We start from the raw sequence: 25,218 nt of genomic DNA on the forward strand, positions 1-25,218 counted from the left end.
CTCTTCTCAATTCACGTCGGTTTGCCTGGACGCGGCCATCGAGTGCCAGACCGGCCGCAGCGCCTCATGCGCCAATGTGTAGGACGGAGCCATCGCCTCATAGGCAGCGGCGAGTTTCCGATCGCTGGGTTCGGCCGTACGGAGCAAAGGCGTGACCCATTCGCTGACGCAATCGTCCATTGATGCGTATTGGCCGACGCAGACCGCAGCAATCATTGCGGCGCCCGCAGCACCGGCCTCCTCGCGCTCGCTGGTGCGAATGTCGGCTCCGACCGCAGCACCCAGGATCTTGCGCAGAGCCGGGCTCCTGGCCGCTCCGCCGGTCAGGCGGATTTCCTTGGGCAGTGGCCCCATGGCGGCGTAGCAATCGCGTGCCGCGAAAGCCAGCCCCTCGAACACCGCGCGGACCATGTCGGCATAGCCGTGCCTGGACGAAATGCCGATGAAGCCGGCCCTGGCATTGGCATCGACGAACGGCCCGCGCTCGCCGGCCTCCGAGACATAGGGCTGGTAGAGCAGCGAGCCTGGCTCGGACGACGATATCCACTGGTCGACCAGCGCGATCATCTCGCCATTGGTCCGCGTAATACCTTGCGAGGCGAGAATGCCGGAGGCGAGGCCAAGGACCCAGTCGATATTGAGCGTTGCCGCCATGTTCGACTGCATCTGCGCAAAGACGCCGGGTGCCGGCATCGTCATCGTGTAGCCGGTTGCAGCCTCGTTGAGCAGAACCTCGTCCGGCGTTTCGGCAAGCCGCATATGCATTCCGGTGGAGCCGATGATCGAGCATCCCGGCTTGCGTTCGCGATCGAACAGGCCGGCGCCGAGCGCCGTGCAGGCGACGTCGACATAGGCCAGAACGACCGGTGTGCCGGCGAGCAGGCCGGTCGCATCGGCTGCTGCCATCGACAGCGAGGTGCTTTGCCTGGTGCCATCGACGATGGGCGGCAACAGATGCCGGAGATCGGTGACGCCGAGTACCTCAAGCACATCATCGCAATAGCCGCGCGTGCGGAAGTCGCCGAAGGTGAAGGTGCCCTCGGACGGGTCGGTGGCGCGGTGGCCGGTCAACTTGAAATAGAGCCAGTCCTTGCAGTGGAACGCCGTCGCTGCATTGGCAAGCATCGCGGGCATGTGGCGCTTCATGAACACGAACTGCGATCCCTGCTGGCAGGCAGCGAGCCCGCTGCCGGTCTTTTCGAAGCGCAGCCGGTCCTCCGGCCGCGCGCGGATCTCCTCGACGACCGCGGCAGCGCGCGCGTCGAGCCACAGCCAGCCCTTGGCAACCGGCTCGCCATCCTTGTCGATCAGCCAGGTACCGTCGCCCTGCCCGGTCACGGCGATGGCAATGGTCCGGCTGGCGAGATCCGGCACCTTGTCGGCAAGCTCGCGCAAGGTCGTCGCGGTATCGGCCCAGGTGCGTGTCAAGTCCTGCTCGGCGCCGCCGCCCGGCAGTGTCTCGTATTTATTGGGCAGCGCGGCGGACGCGATCTGCCTGCCCGCCGTGTCAAAGGCGACGGATTTTATGACAGACGTGCCGGCGTCGATGCCGATCAGCACATCCTGCATCAAGCAAGCTCCGTGCCGTGCGAAATGGCATTGCCGCTCGCCTGATCGAAGACGTGAAGGTTTTTCGGATCGATGCTGATCTTGATCGGCGCGCCAAGCTCCAAGCAGGTTCGGTCATGTTCGACCAGGACCAGCGAACCGCCGGCGAAATCGGCGGCGATATGGGTCTGGTCGCCGAGCCATTGATTGGCCGAAACCGTCGCCGTCACACCATCCTTCGAGCGGCGGACCGCATAGGGTCTGACGCCGATGACGACGCGCTGCCGGTTGAGCAATTCGTCGCGAACCGGGCCGCTGAACGCATCCTTGTCGTAGTCGAGCGAAAGCCCGTCGGGCAGCTTGAGACTGATCTTGCCGGCAGCCGTGCCGACATAGGCCTCGAAGACATTCATCGGCGGCTCGCCAACGAAGGTGCCGGTGAACAGGTTTGCCGGCCGCTCCTTGAGCCTGTCAGGCGTATCGAACTGCTGCAGCACGCCGCCCTCCATGACGGCGATGCGGTCGGCAAGCGCGTTGGCCTCGGTCTGGTCGTGGGTGACCAGGATCGCGGTCAGGCCGCGCTCCTTGATGAAATGCTTGATGCGGCCGCGCAGCACGGCGCGAAGCTGCGGCTCGAGCTGGCCCATCGGCTCGTCCAGCAGATGCAGGTCGGCCTCGCGGATCAGCGCCCGGCCGAGGCTGGCGCGCTGCTGCTGGCCGCCGGAGATCGAACTCGGATAGCGCTCGAGAATGTCCTCGATGTCGAGCAGCTTGGCGATATTGGCAACCTTTGCATCGACCGCACTCTTCGCCAGCCTGGCGGCCTTGAGGGCGAAGGCCATGTTCTCGCGCACGGTCAGCGGCGGGTAGAGCGAATAGCCCTCGAAGGCCATTGCGACGTTGCGCCTGACCGGCGGCAACGTGTGCACTTTGCGGCCGGCAACCGCGATGGCGCCGCGCGAGACCTCTTCGAAGCCTGCGATCATGCGCAATGTCGAGGTCTTGCCGCAGCCGGACGAGCCGAGCAGCGCCACGATCTCGCCCTTGGCGATTTCCATCGTCAGGTTCTTGACGGCGTGTACGCCGCGGTCGATCGGACCGTAGAACTTGTCGACGCCCGAAATGGTGATTGCGGTCGGGCTCATGCCGCTTCTCCACTGCGCAAATTGACGACGTTTTTCGAGCCGATGCGCTCGCCGCTTGCACGATCGAACAGCAGGGCGCTTTTGCTATCGACGGCGATATGCGCCCTGCCCTCGGATTGGCCCGGTGTCCCGGACGGACGCGAGACCAGGATTTCACGGCCGCGCACGGTACGCACCAGCGTGACGATCTTCTCGTTGAGCGGCGTCTCAGCCTCGACCGTCACCGGGATGGCGCCGAGCGTGCGTTCATCGACAAACGCCAGCGCCTCCGGCCGCAAACCGATCACGCAGTCGCGGCCGACCGCCGTCTCATGAGCGCCGGCAAGATGGACCTGGACGTTGGACAGGCCGACATAGATGCCCTTGGCGTCCCGCGCCGGCTTGACGTCCAGAAGGTTGATGGTCGGGTCGCCGAACAGCCGGGCAATCTCGACATTGGCCGGCTCGCGATAGATCTGCTCGGGCGTGCCGAGCTGTTTGACGACGCCCTGCGACATCACCGCGATGCGGTCGCCGAGCGCCATCGCTTCCTTGTAGTCCTGGGTGACGTAGATGACGGTCGCGCCACGATCCGCCAGCAGTCTTGGCAGTTCCAGCCGCATTTCGAAGCGCAATTTGGCATCGACGTTGCGCAAGGGATCATCGAGCAGCAGCACCGGCGGCGAGCCGACCAGGGCGCGGGCAAGCGCGGTGCGTTGCTTCTGGCCATTGGACAGCGCCCGCGGCTTGTGGCTGAGCACATGGCCGATTTTCAACAGCTTGGCGACGCTCTCGACGCCGGTCTTTATCGTGCCTTGCGATGAGTGCTTCGCCTGCAGCGGCGTCGCAATGTTATCGAACGCCGTCATATGCGGGAACAGCGCGAAGTTCTGAAATGCCATGCCGACGCCGCGGAACTCGGCGTCGAGATCGGTCATGTCCTCGCCGCCGATGAGTATCTTTCCCTCGTCGGGGTCGATGACGCCGGCCACCAGCCGCAGCAGAACGGTCTTGCCGGCGCCGGACGGCCCGAACAGGACCAGCGTTTCGCCGTCGGCGACGGTCAGCGACAGATTGTCGAGAACAGTCTGGCTTTTATAGCGCTTGACGATGTTTCGCAGTTCGAGGCTTGCCATCGGACTATCCTTTCACCGCGCCAAGCGACAGGCCTTCGACGAGATAGCGTTGCGCATAGAGCGCGAGCGCCAGCGTTGGCGTGATCGACAGCACGATCGCCGCCGAGATCTGGCCATACTGGATGCCCGAGGAGGTGATGAAGGCGAGCGCGCCGACCGTCACCGGCTGCTTGTCGGCCGAGGCGAGCACCAGCGCAAAAACGAAATTGTTCCAGGCAAAGATGAAGGCGAGCAGACCGGCAGCGGCAATGCCTGGGCCGGCGAGCGGCAGCGCGATCTTGCGGAAGGTGGCAAACCAGGAATGTCCGGCAATGCGGTAGGCGTATTCGATGTCGGCGGGAATGTCCTCGAAATAGCCGCGCACGATCCACAGGATCAACGGCAGGCAGATCAGCTGATAGACCCAGATCAGCCCGATATAGGTGTTGGCCAGCCCGAGCTTCTGGAAATAGAGGGTGAGCGGCAGGAGCACCAGCAGCGCCGGCGCGAACCGGAACGACAGCAGCGTAAAGGCAATGTCCTCCGAGCCGCGGAATTTGTGCCGCGCAAAGGCGTAGGCCGCCGGAACGCCGAGCAGCAACGCGACGGCAACCGAGGTGACCGACAGGAAGACGGAATTCCAGAGGTTGCGCATGAAGGCGATGTCGAGCGTGCCGGCCGCCGTCATCAGCTTGCCGGTGATCAAGGCAGTGTAGTTGGCGAGCGTCGGCTCGAAGACAAGCTGCGGCGGAATCCGCAGGATTGTTTCGTTGGTCTGGAACGACATCATCAGGATCCAGACGATCGGGAACATGAAGAAGATCACGACCAGCGCCAGGGCAATGCCGCGCAGGATGCGTTCGAGAAGCGAGGTGTGTTCCACGCCAGCCTCCTATGCCTGGCCGCGAGCGCGTTCGCGCAGCCGCAGCCAGTTCTTGATGAAAATGTTCGAGAGGAAATAGGTGATCGCCCAGAGGATGATCATCAGTGCCGCCGAGCGGCCGACATTGGTCGACTGGAAGAAATTGAGATAGGCCTCGACCTGGAACACGGTCAGCGTGTCGCCCGGACCGCCCTGCGTCATGGCGTAGATGATGTCGAACTGCTGGATGGAATCAAGCAGGCGGAACAGGGTCGCCGTCAGGATGTAGGGGGTCAGCATCGGCAGTGTGATGCGGAAGAAGACGAAGCTGCGTGGCACGCCGTCGAGTGCTGCCGCCTCGAAGGGCTGCGTCGGCAGGCTGCGCAGGCCTGCAAGCAGCAGGATCATGATGAAGGGGGTGTAGACCCAAATGTCGACGAGCACGACGGTGAGCAGCGCCGTCGAAGGAGACGAGGCCCAGCGGAAATCCTGCAACCCGATCAAGCTGGCGAGATAGCTGAGCACGCCGAAACCGGGATTGGTCATCAGCTTCCACATCAGCGCGGCGAGCGCCGGCGCCGTCATCAGCGGCATCAGCAGCATGATCGAGATGAAGTTGTTCAGCGTCGAGCGCTTTTGCAGCAGCATGGCGATGCCGAGACCGAGAAGCAGTTCAAGCACAACGGTGATGCCGGCGTAGAGCAGCGAGATCTCCAGGGTGTTCCAGAACTTCGGGTCGGTGAAGAAGGAGATATAGTTGTCGCCCCAGTTGAACTGCCGCGCCCAGGGTTGGCTCAACCGGTAGCGCTGGAACGAATAGACCACCGACGTCAGGAACGGGATCAGGATGCCGATGCAGACCAGCAGAGCCGGCAGGCTGAGGAGATAGGGCAGCACCCGCTTGCTGATCCTGAAGCCCGACGGCCTGTTTCTTTGTATTGTCGCCGCAGTCATCGGCTGCTCCGTCATCCTGTTGCTTCGCCGTCCCGGCCGCCCAAGGGAGCAAGGCGGCCGGTCGGGCGAGCAGGCGGCACCTTTCGGGACCGCGTCGCAAACGTATCACATCTCAAAGGCTGGCCCGCGGACGGGCCAGCCTTGGCCGCGGCTTAGCCGAGCCCGGCTTCCTTGAGCTGGCTGTTGATGCTCTCGGCCAGCTTGTCGAGGCCCTCGTCGACCGGCACTTCCTTGGCCACCATCTTCTGCAGCGTCGCCGCCCATTCGGTGGTGAGATCGAAGAACAGCGGCTGCGGGGTGAACTTGATGCTGGCGCCCGGCGCCGAGACGTCGAACATCTCGACATAACCCGGATAGCTCTTGTTCAGCTTCTCGCGGAACATCTCGTCGTTCCAGACCGACTGACGAACCGGATTGACGAAGTCCATCTTGGTCGCACCGAACAATGCATGCTCGGGTCCGGATGCCCATTGCATGAAGTACCAGGTGGCGTCCTTGTCCTTGGAGAAGTTGGACATCGACAGCGACCAGATCCAGATATTGGGCGTCGGCGCCTTGGCGGCAGGATTGGCCTTGAATGCCGAAAAGGCGAGCTTGCCGGCCATCTTGTTGTCGCCGCCATTCATGAAGTAGCCAAGGATGTCGGCGTCGTAAATCATCGCCGAAGCACCTGCACCGAGATCGGTGCCGACCTGGTACCAGGTGTAGGTCGACCAGTCCTTCGGGCCGCTCTCCTGGATCATCTGGACCCACTGCTTGTGGAAAGCCTTGGATTCGGCGGTGCTCATCGCGGCCGACAGCTTGCCGTCAGCCGAGACGTTCAGGTCCTTCTGGTCGAAATTGGCGTAAGCCGACAGGAATCCCGGGTGGATCGTCGCCCAAGAGCGCGAGCCGCGCACGCCGATGCCGTAGACGCCGCCACCGACGTCCTTGGTGAGCTTCGCCGCCGTAGCGACCATCTCATCCATATTGCCGGGAACGCTGACGCCGACCTTGTCGAACATGCCCTTGTTGTAGGTGATGTTGTTCTGCTCGAAGCCCCACGGAATGCACCATTGCTTGGCGTCCGCCGAACCGAGCGCGCCGCCCGGCTGGCCGTTCCAGGCGCAGGAGTTCTTGACGCCCGGCAGAAAGTCGTCCCAGGCATATTTCGGGTTGGTCTTGGCCGGATCCTTGATCCATTCGTTGAGGTCGGTGATCCAGCCGGCCGGACCGTAGGTCCAGGTCATGTAGGCGCCGGTCATGAAGGCATCGTATTCGGGCGAGCTGGCCGACAGCGCGGCGGTAACCTTGTCGAAATAGACGTCTTCGGGGAACACGTCATAGACGACTTCCATGCCGGTCAGCTTCTTGAAATTGTCGAGGTTGGCAATCATCGCATCGGCGTAAGGATGCTTGTTGAGCAGCAGCTTGATGGTCTTGCCCTTATGCGCCTGCCAGTCGAAATCAGCCGCCAGGGCGCGGGTCTGCCCGAAATTGAGCAGTGTGCCGGCGGTGCTGGCGGCAAGGCCCATTGCACCGAGGCCCTTGATCAGCCCACGGCGGTCGACTTGTCCACGCAGGAATGCGTCGATGAGGTCTTTCTCTTTCTCATGCATTTCTCTTCTCCTCCACAGGGTAGTTTCAACGAAATGGTTGCCGGCTACCCGACCGGCGTCTGTTCCACGAGCGATCGCGCCGTCCGCTCGTCGGTTATCAAGCCTTTGAGATAACGGCCCTCCAGCACTGACTTGATGGCGCGAACCTTCACCTTGCCGCCGGCGACGGCGACAATCCTGCGGTTGCTGATGTCTTCGCGCGCCAGTGCCAGCGCCCGGTCGGAAAGCGTCGTCGCAACGGCCTTTCCGGCATCGTCGAAGAAATGGCCGAGCAGTTCGCCGACACCGCCGTTGCGGCGGATCTCCTCCATCTCGCCCTTCTCGATCATGCCGGTGGCGACAAGCGAGGCCTCACGTTCGGCGGTGCCGATGCCGGCGATGAGCAAGTCGGCGGACTTGGCGAGGTCGAAGACATCGCTGACGCCTTTCTGCCCGAGCAATACTGTTCGATCCTCGACCGTGTTGGCGAACATCGGTACGGGCATCACATAGGCCTCCGCGCCGGTGCGTTCGGCGACACGGTGGATGACGTCATGCGGATTGGCGGAGAACTTGCGCGTCAGGCCGCCAAGCAGCGAAACGAAACGGATCCTGCCCGCCGATATGCGCGGCAGATATTCGACGCAGGCGGCAAGCGTGCGGCCGTGGCCGACGCCGATCAGCGCCTCTTCGCCGCGTTCGATCTCGCGCTTGAGAAACTGCGCGCCGGCAATGCCGAGCGCCTTGAGCGGCAGGTCTTCGGCATCGAAGTCCGGAACCACCTCGCAGTAGTCGAGGCCGTAGCGGCCGGACAACTCATCCTCAAGCTCCACGCATTCTGAGACTTCGCCGTCGATGTAGACTTTGACCAGGCCTTCCTGATTGGCCTTGGTGATCAGGCGATGCGCCTTGAGACTGGTCAGGCCGAGCCGCTTGGCGACCTCCGACTGGGTCAGGCCGCCGGCATAGTGAAGCCAGGCGGCACGGGCGGCCATCCCGGTCTCATCGTCGCGCAGCAGGCCGTTGCCAAAACCAACCATTTCCGCCCTTTGATATTTTTATCAGTTGCTGCAAAATTTTTCACAAGGCGTCGCCCGAGTCAAGCAACCGCTGCGTTTAAATCTCCCGCCAGGAGCTTGCCGGCCGGGGCCGAATTGGGCCGCGCTAGCCAACGGGCAAGAAACAACACCGACTATGCGCATTTAAAACGTTTGCAATTTGGATTGGACGCATTACAAACGTTTCAAACTTCGTTCGGGAGAAACGATGCCGGCCCGCGTTACCACCCTCAAGGAACTTGCTGCGCAGCTCGGCCTGTCGATTACCACCGTTTCGCGCGCCCTTGCCGGCCACGTGCAGATCGCCTTGAAAACGCGCCAACGTGTCGCCGAGGCTGCGCATCAGGCCGGCTATGTGCCGAACACCGCAGCCCGCACGCTGGTCTCCGGCCGCAGCGGCTTTGTCGGCATGGTGCTTCCGATCCGCGGCCCCAATCTGGTCGACTCCTTCCTCGGTGAATTCGTCACAGGCTCGGCGAAGGGCTGGTTTCGCACGGCTCCGACCTGATCCTGGCCGCAGCGGCGCAGGGCCAGTCGGAACTTTCCGTGCTTCGCCATGTCGTCGAATCGGGCCGCGCCGACGGGGTCGTCGTCACCCGCATCGCCGAGGTCGACGAGCGGCTTGCCTATCTGCGCCAGCGCAATTTCCCGTTCGTCGCGCATGGCCGGCTGCTCGACGGCGACTTTGCCTACCATTGGCTCGATACCGATGGCGCGCATGCTTTCGGCGAGGCCTTCGACATGCTCTACGATCTCGGACACCGCCATTTCGGCCTGGTGACGATTTCGGAGCCGATGACATTTCGCCATCTCAGGCAGGACGGGCTCGCCGCCGCGATCGCCCGCCGGGGCGATCCGTCCGTCAGTCTCGATGTGGCGACGGCGCCGCGTTTCGATCGCGGTGCCCGCATCCAGGCAATCAACCGGCTTCTGCACGCCACCGAGCGGCCGACGGCGATTATCGCACTGTTCGACGAGCTGGCGCTGACTGTGATGGAAGAGGCGGGGCGCGCCGGACTTGCCATTCCTCGCGACCTTTCGGTGATCGGCTTCGACAACATAGCCGCCTCCGCCTATGCGCCGCCGGGGCTGACCACTTTCGACGCCTCGATCCGCCAGTGCGCGCGCGAGATCGGCGAGATGCTGCTGACCGTCATCGGCGACAGGCCGGACGCGCCACTGACGCGGCTGGTCCGGCCGACACTTGTCTTGCGGGCAAGCCATGGCCCGGCACCCACAGGACGGAACTGACGCCTTAGCGGCGCACAACCAGGGAGGAAGACGACGATGAATGCGTTGAGGACATTGGCAGGTGCGGTGCTGGCGTTGTCGCTTGCTGCCGGCGCAGCACAAGCCCAGCAGGTGTTGTTCTGGTCGACACAGGCGCGACCAGTGGAAGAGACACAGAAGATGCGCAGCGAAGTGCTGAAGGGGTTTGACGGCCAGGTCGACTATCAGGTCGCCGAGGACGGGCCCTGGCTCACCCGCCTTCAGGCCGAACTGCAGGCCGGCGCCGGCACCATAGGCGTGCTCGGCGGCCTGCACGGAGACTTCTCCACCGTCGGCGCGAACCTTGTCGATCTCTCTGGCGTCGATCTCGGTGGCGTCAAGGTCAACGAGACCTACAAGAAGCTCGGCATGCTCGGCACCGGCGAGCAGAAGTACCTTCCATGGATGCAGGCCACCTTTCTGATGGCGGCCAACAAACAGGCGCTGCAATATCTGCCGGCCGGCACCGATCTCAACACCATCACTTATGACCAACTGATCGAGTGGGCGAAAAACATCGCTGAAAAGACCGGTTCGCCCAAATTCGGTTTTCCGGCCGGCCCGAAAGGGCTGAAGCACCGTTTCTTCGAGGGTTTTCTCCTTCCATCGTATACCGGCTCGATGGTGACGAAGTTCCGCTCGGCGGAGGCCGAAACGGCGTGGAACAAGTTCAAGGAATTGTGGCAATACACCAACCCGAATTCGACCAACTATGCCTTCATGCAGGAGCCGCTGCTGACCGGCGAAGTCTGGGTGGCATTCGATCACGTGGCGCGCCTCGCCGACGCCTTCAACCAGAAACCCGATGACTTCGTCGCCTTCCCGGCGCCGGCTGGCCCGTCAGGCCGCGGCTACATGCCGGTGGTGGCCGGCGTCGCTATCCCGAAGACCTCGCCCGACATGGACAAGGCCAAGGCGCTGGTCGCCTATATGCTGAAACCGGAAACCCAGATCGCGACGCTGAAGGCGACAAACTTCTTCCCCATCGTCGACGTCAAGCTGCCCGACGACATGCCGGCCTCGGTGAAGGCCTTCAGCCCAGTGATCGCCACCATGACCGGAGCTCCCGATGCATTGCCGGCGCTGCTGCCGATGGGACTTGGCGGCCTCGGCGGCAAGTTCAATCAGATCTACACCGACAGCTTCGAGCGCATCGTGCTCGGCGGCGAGGATGTGCACGGCGTGCTCGACGAACAGGCGACGGCGCTGAAAGCGATCATCGAACAGGCGAAGGCGCCGTGCTGGGCGCCCGACAAGCCCTCGCAGGGCGCCTGCCCGGTCGATTAAGAATCCTCCCGGGCGTCCGGATTTCCAGCGCGCCGGGCGCCCACCCCTTTTGAAGCTTCGAATAGAGAGCGCTCCATGCACAGCAAGGCCCTGCCCTATCTGCTGCTGACACCGGCGACGCTGTTCCTCTGCGTCTTCTTCCTCTACCCGTTCGTGTTGGTCGCCTTCGAGGCGTTCACCCGCGACGGCGGCTTTACGCTCGACAATTTCCGCACCATGGCGGGCAGCTGGAAGTTTCCGGTCACTGTCCGCAATACGCTACTGCTGAGCGTCGTCGTCGTGCCGATTCAGTTGGTCATGGCACTGCTGATGGCAACCGCGGTGTCGCGGCTCGAAACGGGACGCAGCGCCGCGCTTTATATCTTCGCCATTCCGCTCGGCATCTCCGATCTGGCCGCCGGGCTGATCTGGCTCGCCATCTTCGACCAGTCCGGCTTCCTGAACACCTTGCTCTCCAATCTCGGCGTCATCGACAGCCCGGTCATGTTCCTCGGCTACCAGAGCAAGCTGACGATCTTCATCGCCGTGGCGCTGGCCGAGATCTGGCGCGCGACCGCCATCATGATGGTCATTCTGGTCGCCGGCATGGGGCTGATCCCCCGGGAATACTACGAGGCGGCGGAGGTTTTTGGCGCTAGCCCGTGGAAGCGCTTCATCAAGATCACGCTGCCTCTGCTGCGCCCAAGCCTGCAGACGGCGATCATCCTGCGCGTCATCCTTGCCTTTGAGGTCTTTGCCGTGGTTGCAGCACTCGGCGGCACCAATCTGCCGGTGCTGATGGGCGAGACCTACAATTGGCAGTTCACGCTGCAGGACCACAATGTCGCCGCCGCCATGGCGCTGTTCATCCTCGCCATCTCGATCGGTTTCACACTGTTCTTCCTGCGTGTGCTGCGTGTGCCGAAGGAGGCGCGGATATGAGCACCGTCGCGGAGCTGTCGATCGCCGCGCCTGCGGCCCGCAAAGCCGGCAACTGGCTGCTGGTCGCAACGGTCATCCTGCTTTGCGTCTGGGTGCTGCTGCCGATCTATCTGCTGATCGTCAACGCGCTGTCGTCGCCGGAAGAGGTGACCGCCTTTCCCAAGCGCTTCTTCCCGTCATTCGATTTCGGCAGCCTTTCTTTCTTCATCAATTTCGCCGGCGTCGCCAAGGCGCTGTGGAACTCCGTTCTCGTCGCCACGCTGACGATGCTCCTCTCGATCGGCTTCGGCGCACCCGCGGGCTACGCACTGTCGCGCTTCGATTTCCCAGGCAAGGAAACGTTCCGTTTCCTCGTGCTGATGACCCGCGCCTTCCCGCTGCCGCTGCTGGCGCTGCCGCTGGCGGTGATGTTCATCCGCACCGGCCTCGACGACACCGCGATCGGGCTGGCGCTGGTCCACACCACGCTGGCGCTGCCGTTTGCGGTGCTGATCACCTTCTCGCTGTTCTCCGGCATTCCCGTCGAGTTGGAGGAGGCGGCCTGGACGCTCGGCTGCACGAGATTGCAGGCATTCCGAAAAGTCATTCTGCCGCTGGCGCTGCCGGGCATCGCGGCGTCCGCGGTGTTTGCCTTCACCATCTCCTGGAACGAGGTGTTTGCCGCCGCCGTGCTCACCATCGAGAACCGGACGCTGACCGCCTTCCTGCTGCAGAGCCTTGGCGAATCGCCGCTCTACCTCAAATTCACCGGCGGTGCTGCCTTGGTTATCCCGGCACTGATCTTCATTTTTGCCGTCCGCAAATATCTGTTCGCCATGTGGGGGATCGCCAATCGATGACGCGCACAAAAGAGAACGCCGATGGCTGAGATCGTCATCAAGCAGGTGGCAAAACGTTTCGGCGGCTTCACCGCGCTGCATTCGATCGACCTGACCATCGCCGACCAGGAATTCATGGTGCTGCTCGGCGCCTCGGGTTGCGGCAAGACCACGCTGCTGAGGATCGTCGCCGGGCTGGAAACGCCAAGCCAGGGCGAGGTCTGGATCGGCGGCCGTCGCGTCGACCATCTGCCGCCGCGCGAACGCGGCATCGCTATGGTGTTCCAGAATTACGCCGTGTTTCCGCACCTGACGGTATTCGAGAATATCGCCTTCGGCCTGCGCATGAAGAAGCTGCCGCAGCAGGAGGTCGACGGGCGCGTCAACCGCACCGCCGAGCTAATGCATATCGAACAGCTTTTGAACCGCTATTCGGGCCAGCTTTCCGGCGGTCAGCGCCAACGCGTGGCTGTGGCCCGCGCCCTGGCGATGGAGCCTGACGTGATCTTGATGGACGAGCCGCTGTCCAACCTGGACGCGCTGCTGCGGCTCGAAATGCGCGCCGAGCTCAAAGGTGTGCTCGCGGCGTCCAAGACCACCACCATCTACGTTACCCACGACCAGGTCGAGGCGATGAGCCTTGCCGACCGCATCGCCGTCATGCATCAGGGCCGTATCGTCCAGGCCGCCTCGCCGGTAGAGGTCTACCGCAATCCGGCGGCCCGCTTCGTCGGCTCCTTCATCGGCAACCCGCCGATGAATTTCATCCCGGCGACGAAGACGGCCGACGGCAGTTGGACCGTCGCCGGGCTGACGCTGCCCGGCCCCAAATCGGACAAGCAGACGATAGAATTCGCCATTCGCCCCGAGGATGTGGACGCCGGCAAGGAAGGTATTAACGCCACCGTGCGCGTTGTCGAGCCGCTCGGACCGCACACGCTAGTCACCTGCGACGTCGAGGGCGGCCTGTTCCGCGCCATCCTCGAATCGAATGCCACGGTCGCCGTCGGCGATCACTTGCGGCTTTCGCCCAAACCCGATCGCATCCGCTGGTTCGATCCCGAAACCACCAACGCCCTTTGATCCCCTTCGATTCTGAAAGTACGAACGCCCCGATGATATCTCTTGCTGTCGACGAAACCATCGCCCGCGCCGTCGAGGTGCTCAGGGAAAATGACCAAGGCACCTACACCATACCGACCAAGGGCCTCTACCCGTTTCAGTGGAACTGGGATTCCTGCCTGACCGCGCTCGGCCTTGCCCACTATGACGAGGCGCGCGCCTGGACCGAGATCGACACGCTGTTCGCCCACCAATGGCCAGACGGCATGGTGCCGCACATCGTCTTCCATGTCTGGAGCGACGGCTATTTCCCCGGGCCGGAGGTCTGGCGAACCAATCGCCCGACTGCCACCTCCGGCATCACCCAGCCGGCGGTCGCCGGCTTTGCCGTGCGCCGCTTGTTCGACCAGGCCAAGGACAAGACCCTGGCGGCCGAGCGCGCCCGCGCGCTGTTGCCGAAAATCGACGCCTGGCACCGCTGGTTCTACGAAAATCGCGACCCGGACGGCGAAGGGCTGGTCGCCATAATCCACCCATGGGAGTCCGGCCGCGACAACTCGATCGACTGGGACGAGGCGTTCGAGCGCGTGCCGACCGAAGGCGTCGAGCCCTACACCCGCCGCGACATCCTGCACGCCGATCCGGCGCATCGTCCAACCAAGGCACAGTATGACCGCTATGTCTGGCTGTTGCAGCATTTCCGCGGGCTTGGCTGGGATAATGCCCGGCTGCACGATGCCTCGCCATTCCAGGTCGTCGATCCCGGCTTCAACGCCATCCTGATCCGTTCCGCCGCCGACCTTGCCGATCTCGCCGAGGCACTTGGCGAAACCGAAATCGCAGAAGCCAATCGCGCCCGTGCCGAAAAGGGGCTTTCGGCAATGGAACGGCTGTGGAGCGACGCGCATGGCCAGTACATTTGTTTCGACCGAGTGGCCGGAAAGCATGTTGACAGCGCGTCGGTCGGCGGCATTCTGTCGGTATTTTCGGCCATCCCGGAAAGCCGGGCAGCGACCATCGCTGCAACGATCGAGCGCATCGCCGGCAAAGCGCGTTACATCGTCCCGTCGCACGATCCTGAGGATGGGCGCTTCGACCCAAAGCGCTACTGGCGCGGCCCGGTCTGGCTGGTGGTCAACTACATGATCGCCGACGGCCTTGCCGCCGCCGGCCACAGCCAAATCGCACAACGCATCACGCAATCCAGTCTCGAGCTGATCGCCGAGAGCGGTTTTGCCGAATATTACGATCCCCTCAACGGCGAGCCGCTCGGCGGCAATCGCTTCACCTGGACCGCGGCAATGGTGATCGAGTTCCTGAAGGGCAGAGCCTGAACGCTTCCGCCTAGGCCGCCGGCTACCAAAGCCCGTTCTGTCTGCCGAATAACAGTCGACCCCAGTTGCGTCTGAGGCATGTCCTGGCCCCATCAAAACAGGGCCAAGGCATGCCAATCTTCACCATGCCAGAGCTATAATAATTCTTCACAAACCGCTATCTATACTGCGTCGGGGCGGGGAGAAGCGCGGCTTGGAATTCGATCTGAAAACCATCGTCTACGCACCATGGATAGACTGGCAAGCAAGCATGAACGGGGAAGGCTTGCCCCACAAATCCCACTTCGTGCTAATCACCGACCTCTATGAAGGCGGCAATGGCCAGGAACTGCTGCGGCGGCTGGCGGCGCTGGTTCGATCCGGCGTCAATGTAGTCGTGCTTCTGGCGCTGACCGATCAGGGACGGCCCGGCTACGATCAGGTAAGCGCTTGCGGTCAAAGGTTTGACAAATAGCCGGCCGCGCCTATGGTCGACCTGTTACAGGAGCGACGCATGGCGAAGACAACCGGCTGTATTCTTGGCGGGTTTTCCGCACATTTGCTGAACAGTAGAAATCAGCCACGGCCGCTTTCACAGCCCTTGCCCTTCCCTCTCCCGGCCGCGTCGATGCGCCCGGGCCGTTCATGTCCTTGAGCTACATGTCGCGGAAAATTGCCGAGCTTCTGTCGCGGCTGGAAAAGCGGCTGGACAGGTCAGCGATTGTCTCGGCTGAGGAGGCCGGACCACGCTACCGGGAAGATCCCGATGGCAAGGACGGCGCGCCGCCGGCGATCGTCTTGCGTCCACGCACTGCCGGCGAGGTGTCGGACATTCTGCGCCTGTGCAACGAGGCCGGGCAGAGGCTCGTCGTCCAGGGTGGCCGCACCGGTCTTGCGGGCGCGGCGCGCATCCAGCGCGGCGAAGCGGTGCTGTCGCTGGAGCGCATGACTTCCGTTGAGGCTCTCGACCGCGAGGCGGCGACCATCATCGCCGAGGCCGGCGCGCCGCTGCAAGCGGTGCAGGAAGCCGCCGATGCGGCCGGCTTGCTGTTCGGCGTCGACATCGGAGCGCGCGGCACGGCCACCGTCGGCGGCAATGTCGCCACCAATGCCGGCGGCATCCGTGTGCTGCGCTACGGCATGTACCGGGCGCAGGTGCTTGGGCTGGAAGCGGTGCTTGCCGACGGCAGTATCCTGACCTCGCTCAAGGGTTTGGCGAAGGACAACTCCGGCTACGACCTCAGCCAATTGTTCATCGGCAGCGAAGGCACGCTCGGCGTGGTCACGCGCGCATGCCTGCGGCTGCATCCGAAGCCGGCCACCGAGATCAATGCCTTCTGCGCGCTTGCTTCGCTGGACGCGGCGATCACGTTGCTTGCGCTGCTCAGGCGGAAGCTCGGGCCCTTGCTATCGGCCTATGAGGTGAATTTCGCACCGCTCTATGGCGCCATGATCGCCGGCATGGAGGCGCCGGCACCGCTGCCGGTCGGCTCGCCCGTCTATGTGCTGGCCGAGATACAGGGCAGCGAGCCCGACCGCGACCGCGAACGTTTTGCCGCGGTGCTGATGCAGGCGGTTGAAGATGGCGTGATCGACGACGTGGTCGTCTCGCAATCGCCGCGCGAATTCCGGGCGCTCTGGGCGGTGCGCGAGGAGGCCAACCGTTTCCTGTTTTCGATGGCAGGCCTGATCGGCGTCGATATCAGCATCCCACTGGCGAGAATGGCGACTTTCCTGGGCGAAACAGAAGCCGTCATCAAGGCCGTCGACCGCAGCGCCGACATCTACGTCTTCGGCCATCTTGGCGATGGCAATCTGCATTATCAGGTTCGCACCGGGAATCCGGCGGCCGCATACGACATCGTCTACCGGCGCGTGGCCGCGGCTGGCGGCGGCGTCTCGGCCGAGCATGGCATCGGCCTGGACAAGAAGGAATGGCTGCACCTTGTGCGCAGCGACGCCGAGATCGCGGCCATGCGGCGCCTGAAAGCGGCCTTCGACCCGAACAACATCCTCAATGCCGGGCGCATCTTCGACCTCGCGCCGGGCTGAAATCGAAGGTGCGTAGCGCTGGCCGGGCGCTGTCTCTATCTGGTCGCGCCCTTCAATTCCGCATGCGCAACCGCGATGCGGGCAGCAAGCGCGGCGTTGTTGCGGACCAGCGCGATGTTGGCCTTCAGGCTGCGGCCTTGCGAAAGCTCATTGATGCGTGCGAGCAGAAACGGCGTCAGTTCCTTGCGCCCGATGCCGCGCTTCTCGGCCTCAGCCACGGCCGCTGCGATCGTGCCGTCGATGAACGCCGGATCGAGCGCGTCCGCTTCGGGAATAGGGTTGGCGACGAGAATGCCGGTGCCGGATTCCATCTCGTCATGCAGCAGCATGGCTCGCGCGATCTCGTCGGGCGTGTCGAGGCGATGATCGGCCTTGAGCCCGCTGGAGCGGGTGTAGAAAGCCGGAAAATCATCGCTCCCATAGGCGATCACCGGCACGCGCTGAGTTTCCAGATATTCCAGCGTCTTCGCAATATCGAGGATCGACTTAACTCCGGCGCAGACGACGGTCGTGCCGGTTTGGCCGAGTTCGGTCAGGTCGGCGGAGATATCGAAAGTGGCTTCGGCGCCGCGATGCACGCCGCCCACGCCGCCGGTCGCAAAAATGCCGATCCCGGCTAACGCGGCGATCCGCATCGTCGCCGAGACGGTGGTTCCGGCCGAGCCGCCGCGCACCATGATGGCGGCGAGATCGCGCCCGGAAGCCTTGACCACGCCCTTTGCCGCTGCCAGCTCTTCCAGCTCACGGTCGTCGAGGCCAACCTTGATCTTGCCGGCGACCACTGCGATTGTGGCGGGCACGGCGCCGTTTTCACGCACCACGGTCTCGACACCACGGGCAGTTTCCAGATTGGCCGGATAGGGCATGCCGTGGGTGATGATCGTCGATTCCAATGCCACCACCGCGCGGCCTTCATCAAGCGCAGCAGCGACTTCATCGTTCAGGTGGACAAGGAAAGGTTTCATATCATCTCGCTTTCAGGCAGGAATGCGGTACGTGCCGGCGGCAAGGAAGCGCGGCGACAGATCGGGATGGACGCTGGCTTCGCTCTCGGTGGTCAGTGTGGCAAGCAGCGCGCCGGTGCGCACGGCATGAGCGACCGGCTCACCCGAAAGCACCTTGTACAGAGTGCCGGCGATCATCGCGTCACCGGCGCCGGTGATGTCGACGGGCTTGGCCGGGACGGAGTGCATGGTCGTCACACCGCTCTCGGTCGCAACGGCAAATCCATGCGCGCCCACGGTCACGATCACCTCGCCGGCGCCGGCCGCGCGCAGCGCTGCCGCTGCTTCCTCGGGCGTCAGCCGCCTGTCGGCATCCGTCATGCCGAGCATCGTAATGGCCTCGTCATGATTGGTGAACAGAAGATCGATGCCGGTCAGGTCCTTCGGCAGGCGCGCTGATTTCGGCGCCGATACCGTGTCGACTGCGAGCTTGAAGCGCGCACCCTGCTTGCGCGACATCAGTGCTGCGAGGGTCGCGGCCGGCAGATTGCAGTCGATGAACACCCATGTCGCCGAAGCCAGATGCGGCCAGAAGCGGTCGAGATAGGACGACGAAAACAGATCGAAGATCTCCATGTCGGCAATGCCGAGCACGAGGTCGTTGTTGCGGTCGAGGATGGCCGCGTATTCCGCCGTCGGCCGTTCCGTGGTGGTGATGACCTGGCTGACATCGGCGCCGAGGTCGCGCAGATGCCGCACCAGTGAGCGGCCGGTTTCATCGTCGCCGACGATCGAGACGAAGCTTATGTCGACGCCGAGGCGGGCAAGGTTTTCGGCGACGTTGCGGGCAACCCCGCCGAAGCTGCGATAGCCGTCGACCGGGTTCGACGTCTCGAAAATCAGATCCTTCTTGGCGTGGTATTTGCGGTCGAGCACCGCGCCGCCGACGCAGACCATGCGCTTGGACGTCGGCAAGACGTAACCACGGCCGAGAATGTATCCCTTGTTGACGAGTTGCACGATGTGGGCCGCGACCGTCGAGCGGGCGATGCCGAGCACCGTTGCTATGTCCTGCTGGCCGGCGAATGGGTTCGCCGCAATGAGGTCGAGAACCGCTTGTTCCTGTGCTCCAAGGTCGTCCATTGTCTCACCCGGCCGTCAAATTCGAAGCTGAACGCTTTCGCAACAACAGATGACATTGTCAACATTTGTTTCGACCGGCGGCATTTGACCAATCGGCGCTCCCGCGACTCTCTGCCAGCCGGACGAAGAAAGCGGGTGAGCACATTGAAGAAAGCTATTTCACCAAGGAGGACGAAAGTTGCTCTTCGCGGCGTGCAGCGCCAGGGAGGAACTGAGGCCTTAACGCGAGACTGCGAACACCACTAAGCCTTCAGCACCGAGACGGCCAATTCGCTGTTGTGGACGTATTCGTTGGCGTCAGGCTGCTTCTGCACGAGCAGGATGAACAGCAGGTCGGTCAGTGTCAGTTGTGCATCACGCGCAGTTATTGATGACGAGCGCGCGCGCTCTTCATCGGCGATCGTGTGGAGGCGAATGTCGGCAACCCGGCTCAGCGGATTGTCGCGAAGTCCGGTGACGGCGATCACGGTGGTGCCGCGATTGCGGGCAAGTTCAGCTATCCGCAGGGTTTCGATGCTCGCCCCGGAATAGGAGAGCGCGAACAGCACGTCACCTCGTCCAAGCGTCGAGACATTGGCCATTTGCACATGGCTGTCGCTGTCGTGCAGCACGTTGCGGCCGAGCTTCATCAGCTTGTAGGAAAAGTCGCGCGCCACCAGCGAGGATGCGCCGACGCCGGCCAAATGAATGCGGCGGGCACCATTCAAGGCCTCGAGGACCTTGCCGATTTCCTGCTCGGTGTTGGCGGCGACGGTCTGTTGCATCGACAAAAGCTTGCTGCCGATCAGCTTGCGCAGGATGACCAGATAGCTGTCGCCGACCTCGATCGAACCGTGGATCATGCCGGCCGGCACGTGCCATTCCTGCGACTTGGCCTCACTGACGGCGAGCTTAAGCTCCTGATAGCTGGAATAGCCAAGCTTCTGGCTGAACTTGACGACGCTCGACTGGCTGCGGCCGATCTCGGCGGCAAGCGCCGCCGTCGACAGGCGGAGCATCTGGTCGGGGTTATCGACGATATACCGACCGATCTCGCGGTCGCCGGGCGCCATGACTTCGAGCTTGGCCTCGATCTTCTTCAGGATGGACATGCGTTCCTCCACTGCCTGTCATCGACAATGCCAAGCCAAGGAATAAATTATTCCGTCTCTGATTGACAGCCAAGAATGAACCATCAAATCTCGACTGGTGCGGTTGCGGCCCAGCCTTCGGGCATGTCGACGATTCGGACATCAAAGATCGTAGACTCGCCGACAGCTCGGGATTAGGTCAGAGCCATGGACAAATTGCGGATCGTCGGCGGGCACAGGCTTGAGGGCGCGGTGACGATCTCCGGCGCCAAGAACGCGGCCTTGCCGCAAATAGCGGCGGCGTTGCTCAGCCCCTATCCGCTGCAGCTGACCAACCTGCCTGAGGTGACGGATGTCGATAACATGCTTGGCGTCGTCGGCCTTCATGGGGCCGAAGTCACCAGATCGGCCCATGCCGCCACAATCGATACCAGTGCTGCCGTCTCCAGGGAGACAAGCTACGATACAGTCAGGCGCATGCGCGCGACGGTGCTGGTTCTCGGCCCACTGCTTGCCCGCTTCGGCCATGCCCGGGTCTCGCTGCCTGGCGGCTGTGCGATCGGCGCACGGCCGGTCGACATGCATGTCGCCGCACTTGCCGCACTTGGCGCCGATATCGCGATCGAAAACGGACTGATCGTCGCGTCTGCGCCGGGCGGACTGAAAGGCGCGCGCATCGTTTTGAGCTCGCCGTCGGTCGGCGCGACCGAAACGGCTATGATGGCGGCGACGACGGCAAACGGCGAGACCGAGATCCTCAACACGGCCCGCGAGCCGGAGGTGGCCGATCTTGCAGCCTGCCTGAACGACATGGGCGCGCGGATCGAGGGCGCCGGCACGCACCGCATCCTGATCGGGGGCAGCACAGACTGGCGCGCCGCCACGCACGACATCATTCCGGACCGGATAGAGGCTGGCACCTATGCCGTCGCAGCGGCCATCACCGGCGGTCAGCTCGAGCTGACCCACGCGCGGCTCGAGCACATGGCATCCGTCGTCCAGCTGCTCGAAGCAGCCGGTGTGAAAATATGGCCGGGCGACCGCGGGCTGATCGTATCGAGAGACGGGCCGCTCAAGGCGGTCGACGTGACGACGGAGCCCTATCCGGGCTTTCCGACCGATCTCCAGGCGCAGTTCATGGCGTTGATGTGCTGTGCCGAGGGCGCTTCGCTGTTGCGCGAGACGATCTTCGAGAACCGCTTCATGCATGTGCCTGAACTGATGCGGCTCGGCGCCAATATCAAGCTGCAAGGCACCATGGCGCTGGTGCGCGGAGGCGAGAAGCTGAAGGGCGCGCAAGTGATGGCGACCGACTTGCGCGCCTCCGTCTCGCTGGTGCTGGCAGCGCTGGTGTCGGAGGGCGAGACGACGATCAATCGCGTCTATCATCTCGACCGCGGGTACGAGCAGTTGGACCGCAAGCTCCGGCTGTGCGGCGCCCAGATCGAACGAATAAGGCAATGAGTGCCGGTGGGGCGTCTCCGCATTATTTCCTGGGCGTCGATGGCGGCGGAACCGGCTGCCGGGCGCGTATCGAAGACGAGGCAGGAACCGTGCTCGGGCAAGGCCTGTCGGGCCCGGCGACAACGCGACTCGGTATAGAGGTGGCCTGGGCCTCGATTGCCAAAGCCTTTGGCGCGGCGATCGAAGAGGCAGGGTTCGCGGCGGCGGAAATCGCCAGGATCCGCGCGGGTATCGGTGTTGCCGGCATCGGCCGTAAGGGTGCGCTCGAGGCGTTTCATGGCATCGAACAACCCTTTGCGAGCATCGACTTCGTCAGCGACGGCGTCGCGGCTTGCCTTGGCGCGCATTCGGGTCAAGACGGCGCCATCGTCATAGCCGGGACCGGTTCGATCGGGCTCGGCTTTGTCGAAGGGCGCAACCTGCGCGTCGGCGGCTACGGTTTTCCGATTTCCGACGAGGGCAGCGGCGCCGATCTCGGACTGAAGGCAGTGCAGCTTGCCTTGCGAGCCCATGACGGCCGGCATGAGCGGACGGCGCTGCTGGCCGAGGTGATGCAGCGCTTCAAGGACGATCCGTTCGAGGCGGTGGCCTGGATGGACCGCGCCAGCGCGACGGACTATGCCGCCATGGCGCCGATGGTGATCCGCCATGCCGACCAGGGCGATCCGGCCGGTCGGCGGATCGTGCAAGGCGCTGCCGAGCAGATCGACACCTTCGTGCGGGTGCTGTTCGAAAAAGGCGCGCCGCGGGTTACGCTGCTCGGAGGGTTGTCCAGCCCGCTTGAGCCATGGCTCGCTCCCGACGTCCGCCGACGGCTGAAGCCGGCCGACGGCGATGCGGTTTCGGGAGCCATAATCCTGGCCAGAAAATCCGTCTGCCGCCAGTGATGCCTTGCTCGGCAAGGAATATAATATTCCTACTTTCCGTTGACAGAGGGAATATCGAATTCTAAAAAGTTAACGAAACAGAACCGGCGCAGGCCGGTACGGAGCCGACGGCCAGGTGCAGGCACTGGACGCCGCTTGCCGCGGGCATCACAGTCCTGCTCGCAGTCGCACTTGAAAGTAAGCGAAGTGGTCGAACAAGGGTTGATGTCGGAGCTGGAGCGGCTGGTTTCCGAGGACCGGAACCCGAAAACCATGGACATCGATCTGTTGCCGACCCTCGAGGTGCTGCGCAAGATCAATGACGAGGACAAAGGCGTTGCGGCAGCCGTCGAGAAGGTCATCCCCGATATTGCTGCGGCCGTGGACCGGATCGTGAGCGCGTTCCAGAACGGTGCACGCCTTGTCTATATGGGGGCTGGCACCAGCGGCCGGCTCGGCGTCCTCGACGCCTCGGAATGTCCGCCGACCTTCGGCGTACCCGAGGACATGGTGGTGGGCCTGATCGCCGGCGGCGTCGACGCGCTGATGCACTCTGCGGAAGGCGCCGAGGACGATCCGAAACAGGGAATAAAGGCGCTGCAGGACATCAAGCTGACCGCTGGCGACGTGGTGGTCGGCATCGCTGTCAGCGGACGCACACCTTATGTGATCGGTGGCCTGACCTATGCCAAGGAAGTGGGAGCCACCACAGTTGCGTTGTCCTGCAATCGTCGATCAATCATTGCCGGCATTGCCGATATTGCCATCTCTCCGGTGGTTGGCCCGGAGGTCCTCACCGGCTCGACCCGGCTGAAATCGGGAACCGCGCAAAAGCTGGTGCTCAATATGCTGTCTACCGCCAGCATGATCCGCATCGGCAAGAGCTATCAGAACCTGATGGTTGACCTCAATCCAAGCAACAAGAAGCTTGTCGCAAGGGCGGTCAGGATCGTGATGCAGACGACCGGCTGCGCGGCACAGCAGGCACGACAGGCACTCGACCAGACCGGCAATGATGTAAAACTGGCAATCCTGGTGACGATCACCGGCATGGGTGTCGAAGAAGCACGTAAGGCGCTTGCCAACGCGGGAGGTTTCCTGCGCAAGGCGATAGGCGAAAAGACGGTGTAAAACCGCATGGATACTGGGCCGATGTTCCGGGGCGTGTGTCCCTTTGAAGCGGTCCGGGGAACTGCAAGGCATCTGGTTTAACAATAATGGGAGACGACAATGGTACGGCACATTGGCAAGAAACTGCTTTCCGGCATGACGCTCGCGGCAATGGTTGGCATCGCCGCGCTACCGGTGCAGGCGAGTGCGGCGACGCTGCATATGGCGTGGTCGCAGGACGCCACCGGTCTTGATCCGCACAAGCAGACGGCATTCTCCTCACTGCGGCTGCTGGAGCTGATCTACGAACCGCTGGTGCGGCTCGACGCAAACCTGCAAATCACGCCCGCGATTGCCGATTCATGGCAGTTCTCGCCGGACGGCAAGGAGCTGAGCTTCAAGCTCAATCCGAAAGCAAAATTCCAGAACGGCGCCGCCGTGACCTCGGCCGACGTCAAGGCATCGTTCGAGCGCATACTCGACGAGAAGACGGGTGCTGCGGCGCGCGCCAACTTTCTCTCGATCGCCAGCATCGACACGCCCGATCCCGCCACCGTCGTGTTCCACCTCTCGCAGCCGGACGTGCCGATCCTGACGGCGATGAGCGACGTCAATGCGGCGATCGTCCCGGCAAGCGAAATCGCGGCCGGCTCGATCGGCACGACAACGATCGGCTCGGGTCCGTTCAAGCTCGAAAAATGGGATCCGAATTCCAAGGAAGTGCTTGTCGCCAACAAGGACTGGGCAGGCGGCGCGACCGGCGTCGACGGCATCGAAATCAGCGTGCTGCCGGACGAGACGGCGATCCTGGCGGCGATGCGCACCAAGCAGATCGATTTTGCCCTGCTCAACGATCCGCTTGTCGCCACGCTGGTGCCCAAGGAAGCCAGCCTGCAGTTGAACCGCGTGCCGGTGCTTGCCTATCACGTGCTGCAGCTCAATCCCTCCCGCAAACCGATGACCGAACTCAAGGTGCGTCAGGCGATTTCCTGCGCCATCGACCGGCAGGAAGTGCTGGACACCGCCTCGCTCGGCGAAGGCAAGGTCACCGGCCCGCTGACCATCCCGGCACTGGCGACCGATCCGAAGCAGTTGTTCTGCTATAAGCGCGACATTGAGAAGGCCAAGCAGTTGATGGCCGAAGCCGGGTATGCCGACGGCTTTTCGGCGACCGTGATCGGCGCCACCGGCGAGCCGCCGACGGCAGCGGCGGAAGCCCAGGTCATCCAGTCGCAACTCGCAGAAATCGGCGTCAAGCTCGACATCAAGATGATGGAGCTCAACGTCTATGTCGACGCCTGGCTGAAGGGCGATTTCGACATGGCCGTCGCGCTGAACGGCGGCAGGGCCGATCCCTACACTATGTACAACCGCTACTGGACCAAGACGGGCAATCTGCAGAAGGTGGCGAACTATGTCGACGACACGCTGGACAGTCTTATGCAGAAGGGCCGCACCGAGACCGACCCGGCAGCGCGCAAAGCGATCTTCGCCGACTTCGAGAAGCACATCACTGAGATGTCGCCCTGGATCTGGCTCTACACGTCCTACAGCTACACGGCACAGCAGAAGAATATCGCAGGATTCGAACCGGTGCCGACAGGTTCGCTGTTCAGCCTCGCCAAGGTGACGATCCAGTAGCTGCTTTGATGCCGGACGAG

Annotated in this window: 23 protein-coding genes; 13 read left to right on the forward strand and 10 right to left on the reverse strand. The window is 63.2% G+C overall.

Annotation, left to right across the window (positions count from 1 at the left end):
* Nucleotides 1–6 precede the first annotated feature (6 nt).
* The 7 genes from NKH28_RS09495 to NKH28_RS09525 all read right to left on the reverse strand — a co-directional run bounded on the left by NKH28_RS09495 (nt 7) and on the right by NKH28_RS09525 (nt 8,220).
* A complete protein-coding gene (locus NKH28_RS09495; protein ID WP_352978600.1) occupies nt 7–1,569 on the reverse strand; it encodes an FGGY-family carbohydrate kinase in 1,563 nt (520 codons plus the stop codon).
* On the reverse strand, nt 1,569–2,693 hold the full coding sequence (locus NKH28_RS09500) for an ABC transporter ATP-binding protein (RefSeq protein WP_352978602.1): 1,125 nt from the start codon (nt 2,691–2,693) through the stop codon (nt 1,569–1,571). The genes NKH28_RS09495 and NKH28_RS09500 overlap by 1 nt, the downstream gene beginning before the upstream one ends.
* Nucleotides 2,690–3,808 (reverse strand): ABC transporter ATP-binding protein, encoded by a 1,119-nt coding sequence (locus NKH28_RS09505; protein WP_352978604.1) that lies wholly within the window; start codon nt 3,806–3,808, stop codon nt 2,690–2,692. Before NKH28_RS09505 ends, NKH28_RS09500 begins: the two co-directional genes overlap by 4 nt.
* Nucleotides 3,809–3,812: 4 nt before the next feature.
* Nucleotides 3,813–4,670, reverse strand: a complete 858-nt coding sequence (locus tag NKH28_RS09510) for a carbohydrate ABC transporter permease (RefSeq protein ID WP_023676025.1) — start codon at nt 4,668–4,670, stop codon at nt 3,813–3,815.
* 9 nt (nt 4,671–4,679) lie between these two features.
* Nucleotides 4,680–5,603 carry a carbohydrate ABC transporter permease gene (locus NKH28_RS09515; protein ID WP_352452414.1) on the reverse strand — a complete coding sequence of 308 codons (924 nt, stop codon included), beginning with the start codon at nt 5,601–5,603 and terminating at the stop codon, nt 4,680–4,682.
* 152 nt (nt 5,604–5,755) lie between these two features.
* Complete coding sequence (locus NKH28_RS09520; protein ID WP_352455241.1) at nt 5,756–7,201, reverse strand: ABC transporter substrate-binding protein; 1,446 nt, start codon at nt 7,199–7,201, stop codon at nt 5,756–5,758.
* 44 nt (nt 7,202–7,245) lie between these two features.
* Nucleotides 7,246–8,220, reverse strand: a complete 975-nt coding sequence (locus NKH28_RS09525) for a sugar-binding transcriptional regulator (protein ID WP_023676028.1) — start codon at nt 8,218–8,220, stop codon at nt 7,246–7,248.
* A gap of 226 nt (nt 8,221–8,446) precedes the next feature.
* Here NKH28_RS09525 and NKH28_RS09530 point away from each other — a divergent pair, with 226 nt between their 5' ends.
* From NKH28_RS09530 to NKH28_RS09570, 9 genes are all read left to right on the forward strand, one after another.
* Entirely contained in the window at nt 8,447–8,746 is a 300-nt protein-coding gene (locus NKH28_RS09530) for a LacI family DNA-binding transcriptional regulator (protein ID WP_352978606.1), read from the forward strand.
* A gap of 2 nt (nt 8,747–8,748) precedes the next feature.
* Entirely contained in the window at nt 8,749–9,489 is a 741-nt protein-coding gene (locus tag NKH28_RS09535; protein ID WP_352978737.1) for a substrate-binding domain-containing protein, read from the forward strand.
* Between the two features lie 36 nt (nt 9,490–9,525).
* A complete protein-coding gene (locus tag NKH28_RS09540; RefSeq protein WP_352612236.1) occupies nt 9,526–10,794 on the forward strand; it encodes an ABC transporter substrate-binding protein in 1,269 nt (422 codons plus the stop codon).
* Between the two features lie 75 nt (nt 10,795–10,869).
* Nucleotides 10,870–11,715 (forward strand): carbohydrate ABC transporter permease, encoded by an 846-nt coding sequence (locus tag NKH28_RS09545; protein ID WP_352472253.1) that lies wholly within the window; start codon nt 10,870–10,872, stop codon nt 11,713–11,715.
* Nucleotides 11,712–12,554, forward strand: a complete 843-nt coding sequence (locus tag NKH28_RS09550) for a carbohydrate ABC transporter permease (RefSeq protein ID WP_352502993.1) — start codon at nt 11,712–11,714, stop codon at nt 12,552–12,554. The genes NKH28_RS09545 and NKH28_RS09550 overlap by 4 nt, the downstream gene beginning before the upstream one ends.
* A 21-nt stretch (nt 12,555–12,575) precedes the next feature.
* Entirely contained in the window at nt 12,576–13,616 is a 1,041-nt protein-coding gene (locus tag NKH28_RS09555) for an ABC transporter ATP-binding protein (RefSeq protein ID WP_352978608.1), read from the forward strand.
* A 32-nt stretch (nt 13,617–13,648) separates the two neighbouring features.
* The gene (locus NKH28_RS09560; protein ID WP_352978610.1) at nt 13,649–14,929 is read left to right on the forward strand and encodes an amylo-alpha-1,6-glucosidase; all 1,281 of its coding nucleotides are present in this window, start codon (nt 13,649–13,651) and stop codon (nt 14,927–14,929) included.
* Nucleotides 14,930–15,122: 193 nt separating this feature from the next.
* Nucleotides 15,123–15,383, forward strand: coding sequence for a VWA domain-containing protein (locus NKH28_RS09565; RefSeq protein WP_502906614.1), 261 nt, complete (start codon nt 15,123–15,125; stop codon nt 15,381–15,383).
* A 170-nt stretch (nt 15,384–15,553) separates the two neighbouring features.
* Nucleotides 15,554–16,960, forward strand: coding sequence for an FAD-binding oxidoreductase (locus NKH28_RS09570; RefSeq protein WP_502906615.1), 1,407 nt, complete (start codon nt 15,554–15,556; stop codon nt 16,958–16,960).
* A gap of 35 nt (nt 16,961–16,995) precedes the next feature.
* Here the strand turns inward: NKH28_RS09570 and NKH28_RS09575 are convergent, their stop codons facing one another.
* The 3 genes from NKH28_RS09575 to NKH28_RS09585 all read right to left on the reverse strand — a co-directional run bounded on the left by NKH28_RS09575 (nt 16,996) and on the right by NKH28_RS09585 (nt 20,138).
* Nucleotides 16,996–17,925 (reverse strand): pseudouridine-5'-phosphate glycosidase, encoded by a 930-nt coding sequence (locus NKH28_RS09575; RefSeq protein ID WP_352502990.1) that lies wholly within the window; start codon nt 17,923–17,925, stop codon nt 16,996–16,998.
* A gap of 12 nt (nt 17,926–17,937) precedes the next feature.
* A complete protein-coding gene (locus NKH28_RS09580; RefSeq protein WP_352978612.1) occupies nt 17,938–19,047 on the reverse strand; it encodes a carbohydrate kinase in 1,110 nt (369 codons plus the stop codon).
* 242 nt (nt 19,048–19,289) lie between these two features.
* On the reverse strand, nt 19,290–20,138 hold the full coding sequence (locus NKH28_RS09585; protein WP_352978614.1) for a MurR/RpiR family transcriptional regulator: 849 nt from the start codon (nt 20,136–20,138) through the stop codon (nt 19,290–19,292).
* A gap of 186 nt (nt 20,139–20,324) precedes the next feature.
* Between NKH28_RS09585 and murA the strand changes: the two genes are divergently transcribed.
* The 4 genes from murA (at nt 20,325) to NKH28_RS09605 (ending at nt 25,198) form a co-directional block, all read left to right on the forward strand.
* Nucleotides 20,325–21,581: a UDP-N-acetylglucosamine 1-carboxyvinyltransferase gene (gene murA, locus NKH28_RS09590; RefSeq protein ID WP_352978616.1), complete on the forward strand. Its 1,257-nt coding sequence runs from the start codon at nt 20,325–20,327 to the stop codon at nt 21,579–21,581.
* Entirely contained in the window at nt 21,578–22,468 is an 891-nt protein-coding gene (locus tag NKH28_RS09595; RefSeq protein ID WP_352978618.1) for a glucosamine kinase nucleotide-binding domain-containing protein, read from the forward strand. The genes murA and NKH28_RS09595 overlap by 4 nt, the downstream gene beginning before the upstream one ends.
* Nucleotides 22,469–22,654: 186 nt before the next feature.
* Nucleotides 22,655–23,578 (forward strand): N-acetylmuramic acid 6-phosphate etherase, encoded by a 924-nt coding sequence (murQ, locus tag NKH28_RS09600; protein ID WP_352978741.1) that lies wholly within the window; start codon nt 22,655–22,657, stop codon nt 23,576–23,578.
* Nucleotides 23,579–23,677: 99 nt separating this feature from the next.
* Nucleotides 23,678–25,198, forward strand: a complete 1,521-nt coding sequence (locus tag NKH28_RS09605) for an ABC transporter substrate-binding protein (RefSeq protein ID WP_352978620.1) — start codon at nt 23,678–23,680, stop codon at nt 25,196–25,198.
* The last annotated feature ends 20 nt before the right edge of the window (nt 25,199–25,218 follow it).

It is taken from the genome of Mesorhizobium sp. M1227 (assembly GCF_040318315.1).
GTDB lineage: Bacteria > Pseudomonadota > Alphaproteobacteria > Rhizobiales > Rhizobiaceae > Mesorhizobium.

Coding starts and splice junctions, on each gene's coding strand:
- NKH28_RS09495 (WP_352978600.1), bottom strand. CDS start 1,569: ATGCAGGATGTGCTGATCGGCATCGACGCCGGCACGTCTGTCATAAAA.
- NKH28_RS09500 (WP_352978602.1), bottom strand. CDS start 2,693: ATGAGCCCGACCGCAATCACCATTTCGGGCGTCGACAAGTTCTACGGT.
- NKH28_RS09505 (WP_352978604.1), bottom strand. CDS start 3,808: ATGGCAAGCCTCGAACTGCGAAACATCGTCAAGCGCTATAAAAGCCAG.
- NKH28_RS09515 (WP_352452414.1), bottom strand. CDS start 5,603: ATGACTGCGGCGACAATACAAAGAAACAGGCCGTCGGGCTTCAGGATC.
- NKH28_RS09520 (WP_352455241.1), bottom strand. CDS start 7,201: ATGCATGAGAAAGAGAAAGACCTCATCGACGCATTCCTGCGTGGACAA.
- NKH28_RS09525 (WP_023676028.1), bottom strand. CDS start 8,220: ATGGTTGGTTTTGGCAACGGCCTGCTGCGCGACGATGAGACCGGGATG.
- NKH28_RS09530 (WP_352978606.1), top strand. CDS start 8,447: ATGCCGGCCCGCGTTACCACCCTCAAGGAACTTGCTGCGCAGCTCGGC.
- NKH28_RS09540 (WP_352612236.1), top strand. CDS start 9,526: ATGAATGCGTTGAGGACATTGGCAGGTGCGGTGCTGGCGTTGTCGCTT.
- NKH28_RS09545 (WP_352472253.1), top strand. CDS start 10,870: ATGCACAGCAAGGCCCTGCCCTATCTGCTGCTGACACCGGCGACGCTG.
- NKH28_RS09550 (WP_352502993.1), top strand. CDS start 11,712: ATGAGCACCGTCGCGGAGCTGTCGATCGCCGCGCCTGCGGCCCGCAAA.
- NKH28_RS09555 (WP_352978608.1), top strand. CDS start 12,576: ATGGCTGAGATCGTCATCAAGCAGGTGGCAAAACGTTTCGGCGGCTTC.
- NKH28_RS09560 (WP_352978610.1), top strand. CDS start 13,649: ATGATATCTCTTGCTGTCGACGAAACCATCGCCCGCGCCGTCGAGGTG.
- NKH28_RS09570 (WP_502906615.1), top strand. CDS start 15,554: ATGTCCTTGAGCTACATGTCGCGGAAAATTGCCGAGCTTCTGTCGCGG.
- NKH28_RS09575 (WP_352502990.1), bottom strand. CDS start 17,925: ATGAAACCTTTCCTTGTCCACCTGAACGATGAAGTCGCTGCTGCGCTT.
- NKH28_RS09580 (WP_352978612.1), bottom strand. CDS start 19,047: ATGGACGACCTTGGAGCACAGGAACAAGCGGTTCTCGACCTCATTGCG.
- NKH28_RS09585 (WP_352978614.1), bottom strand. CDS start 20,138: ATGTCCATCCTGAAGAAGATCGAGGCCAAGCTCGAAGTCATGGCGCCC.
- murA (WP_352978616.1), top strand. CDS start 20,325: ATGGACAAATTGCGGATCGTCGGCGGGCACAGGCTTGAGGGCGCGGTG.
- NKH28_RS09595 (WP_352978618.1), top strand. CDS start 21,578: ATGAGTGCCGGTGGGGCGTCTCCGCATTATTTCCTGGGCGTCGATGGC.
- NKH28_RS09605 (WP_352978620.1), top strand. CDS start 23,678: ATGGTACGGCACATTGGCAAGAAACTGCTTTCCGGCATGACGCTCGCG.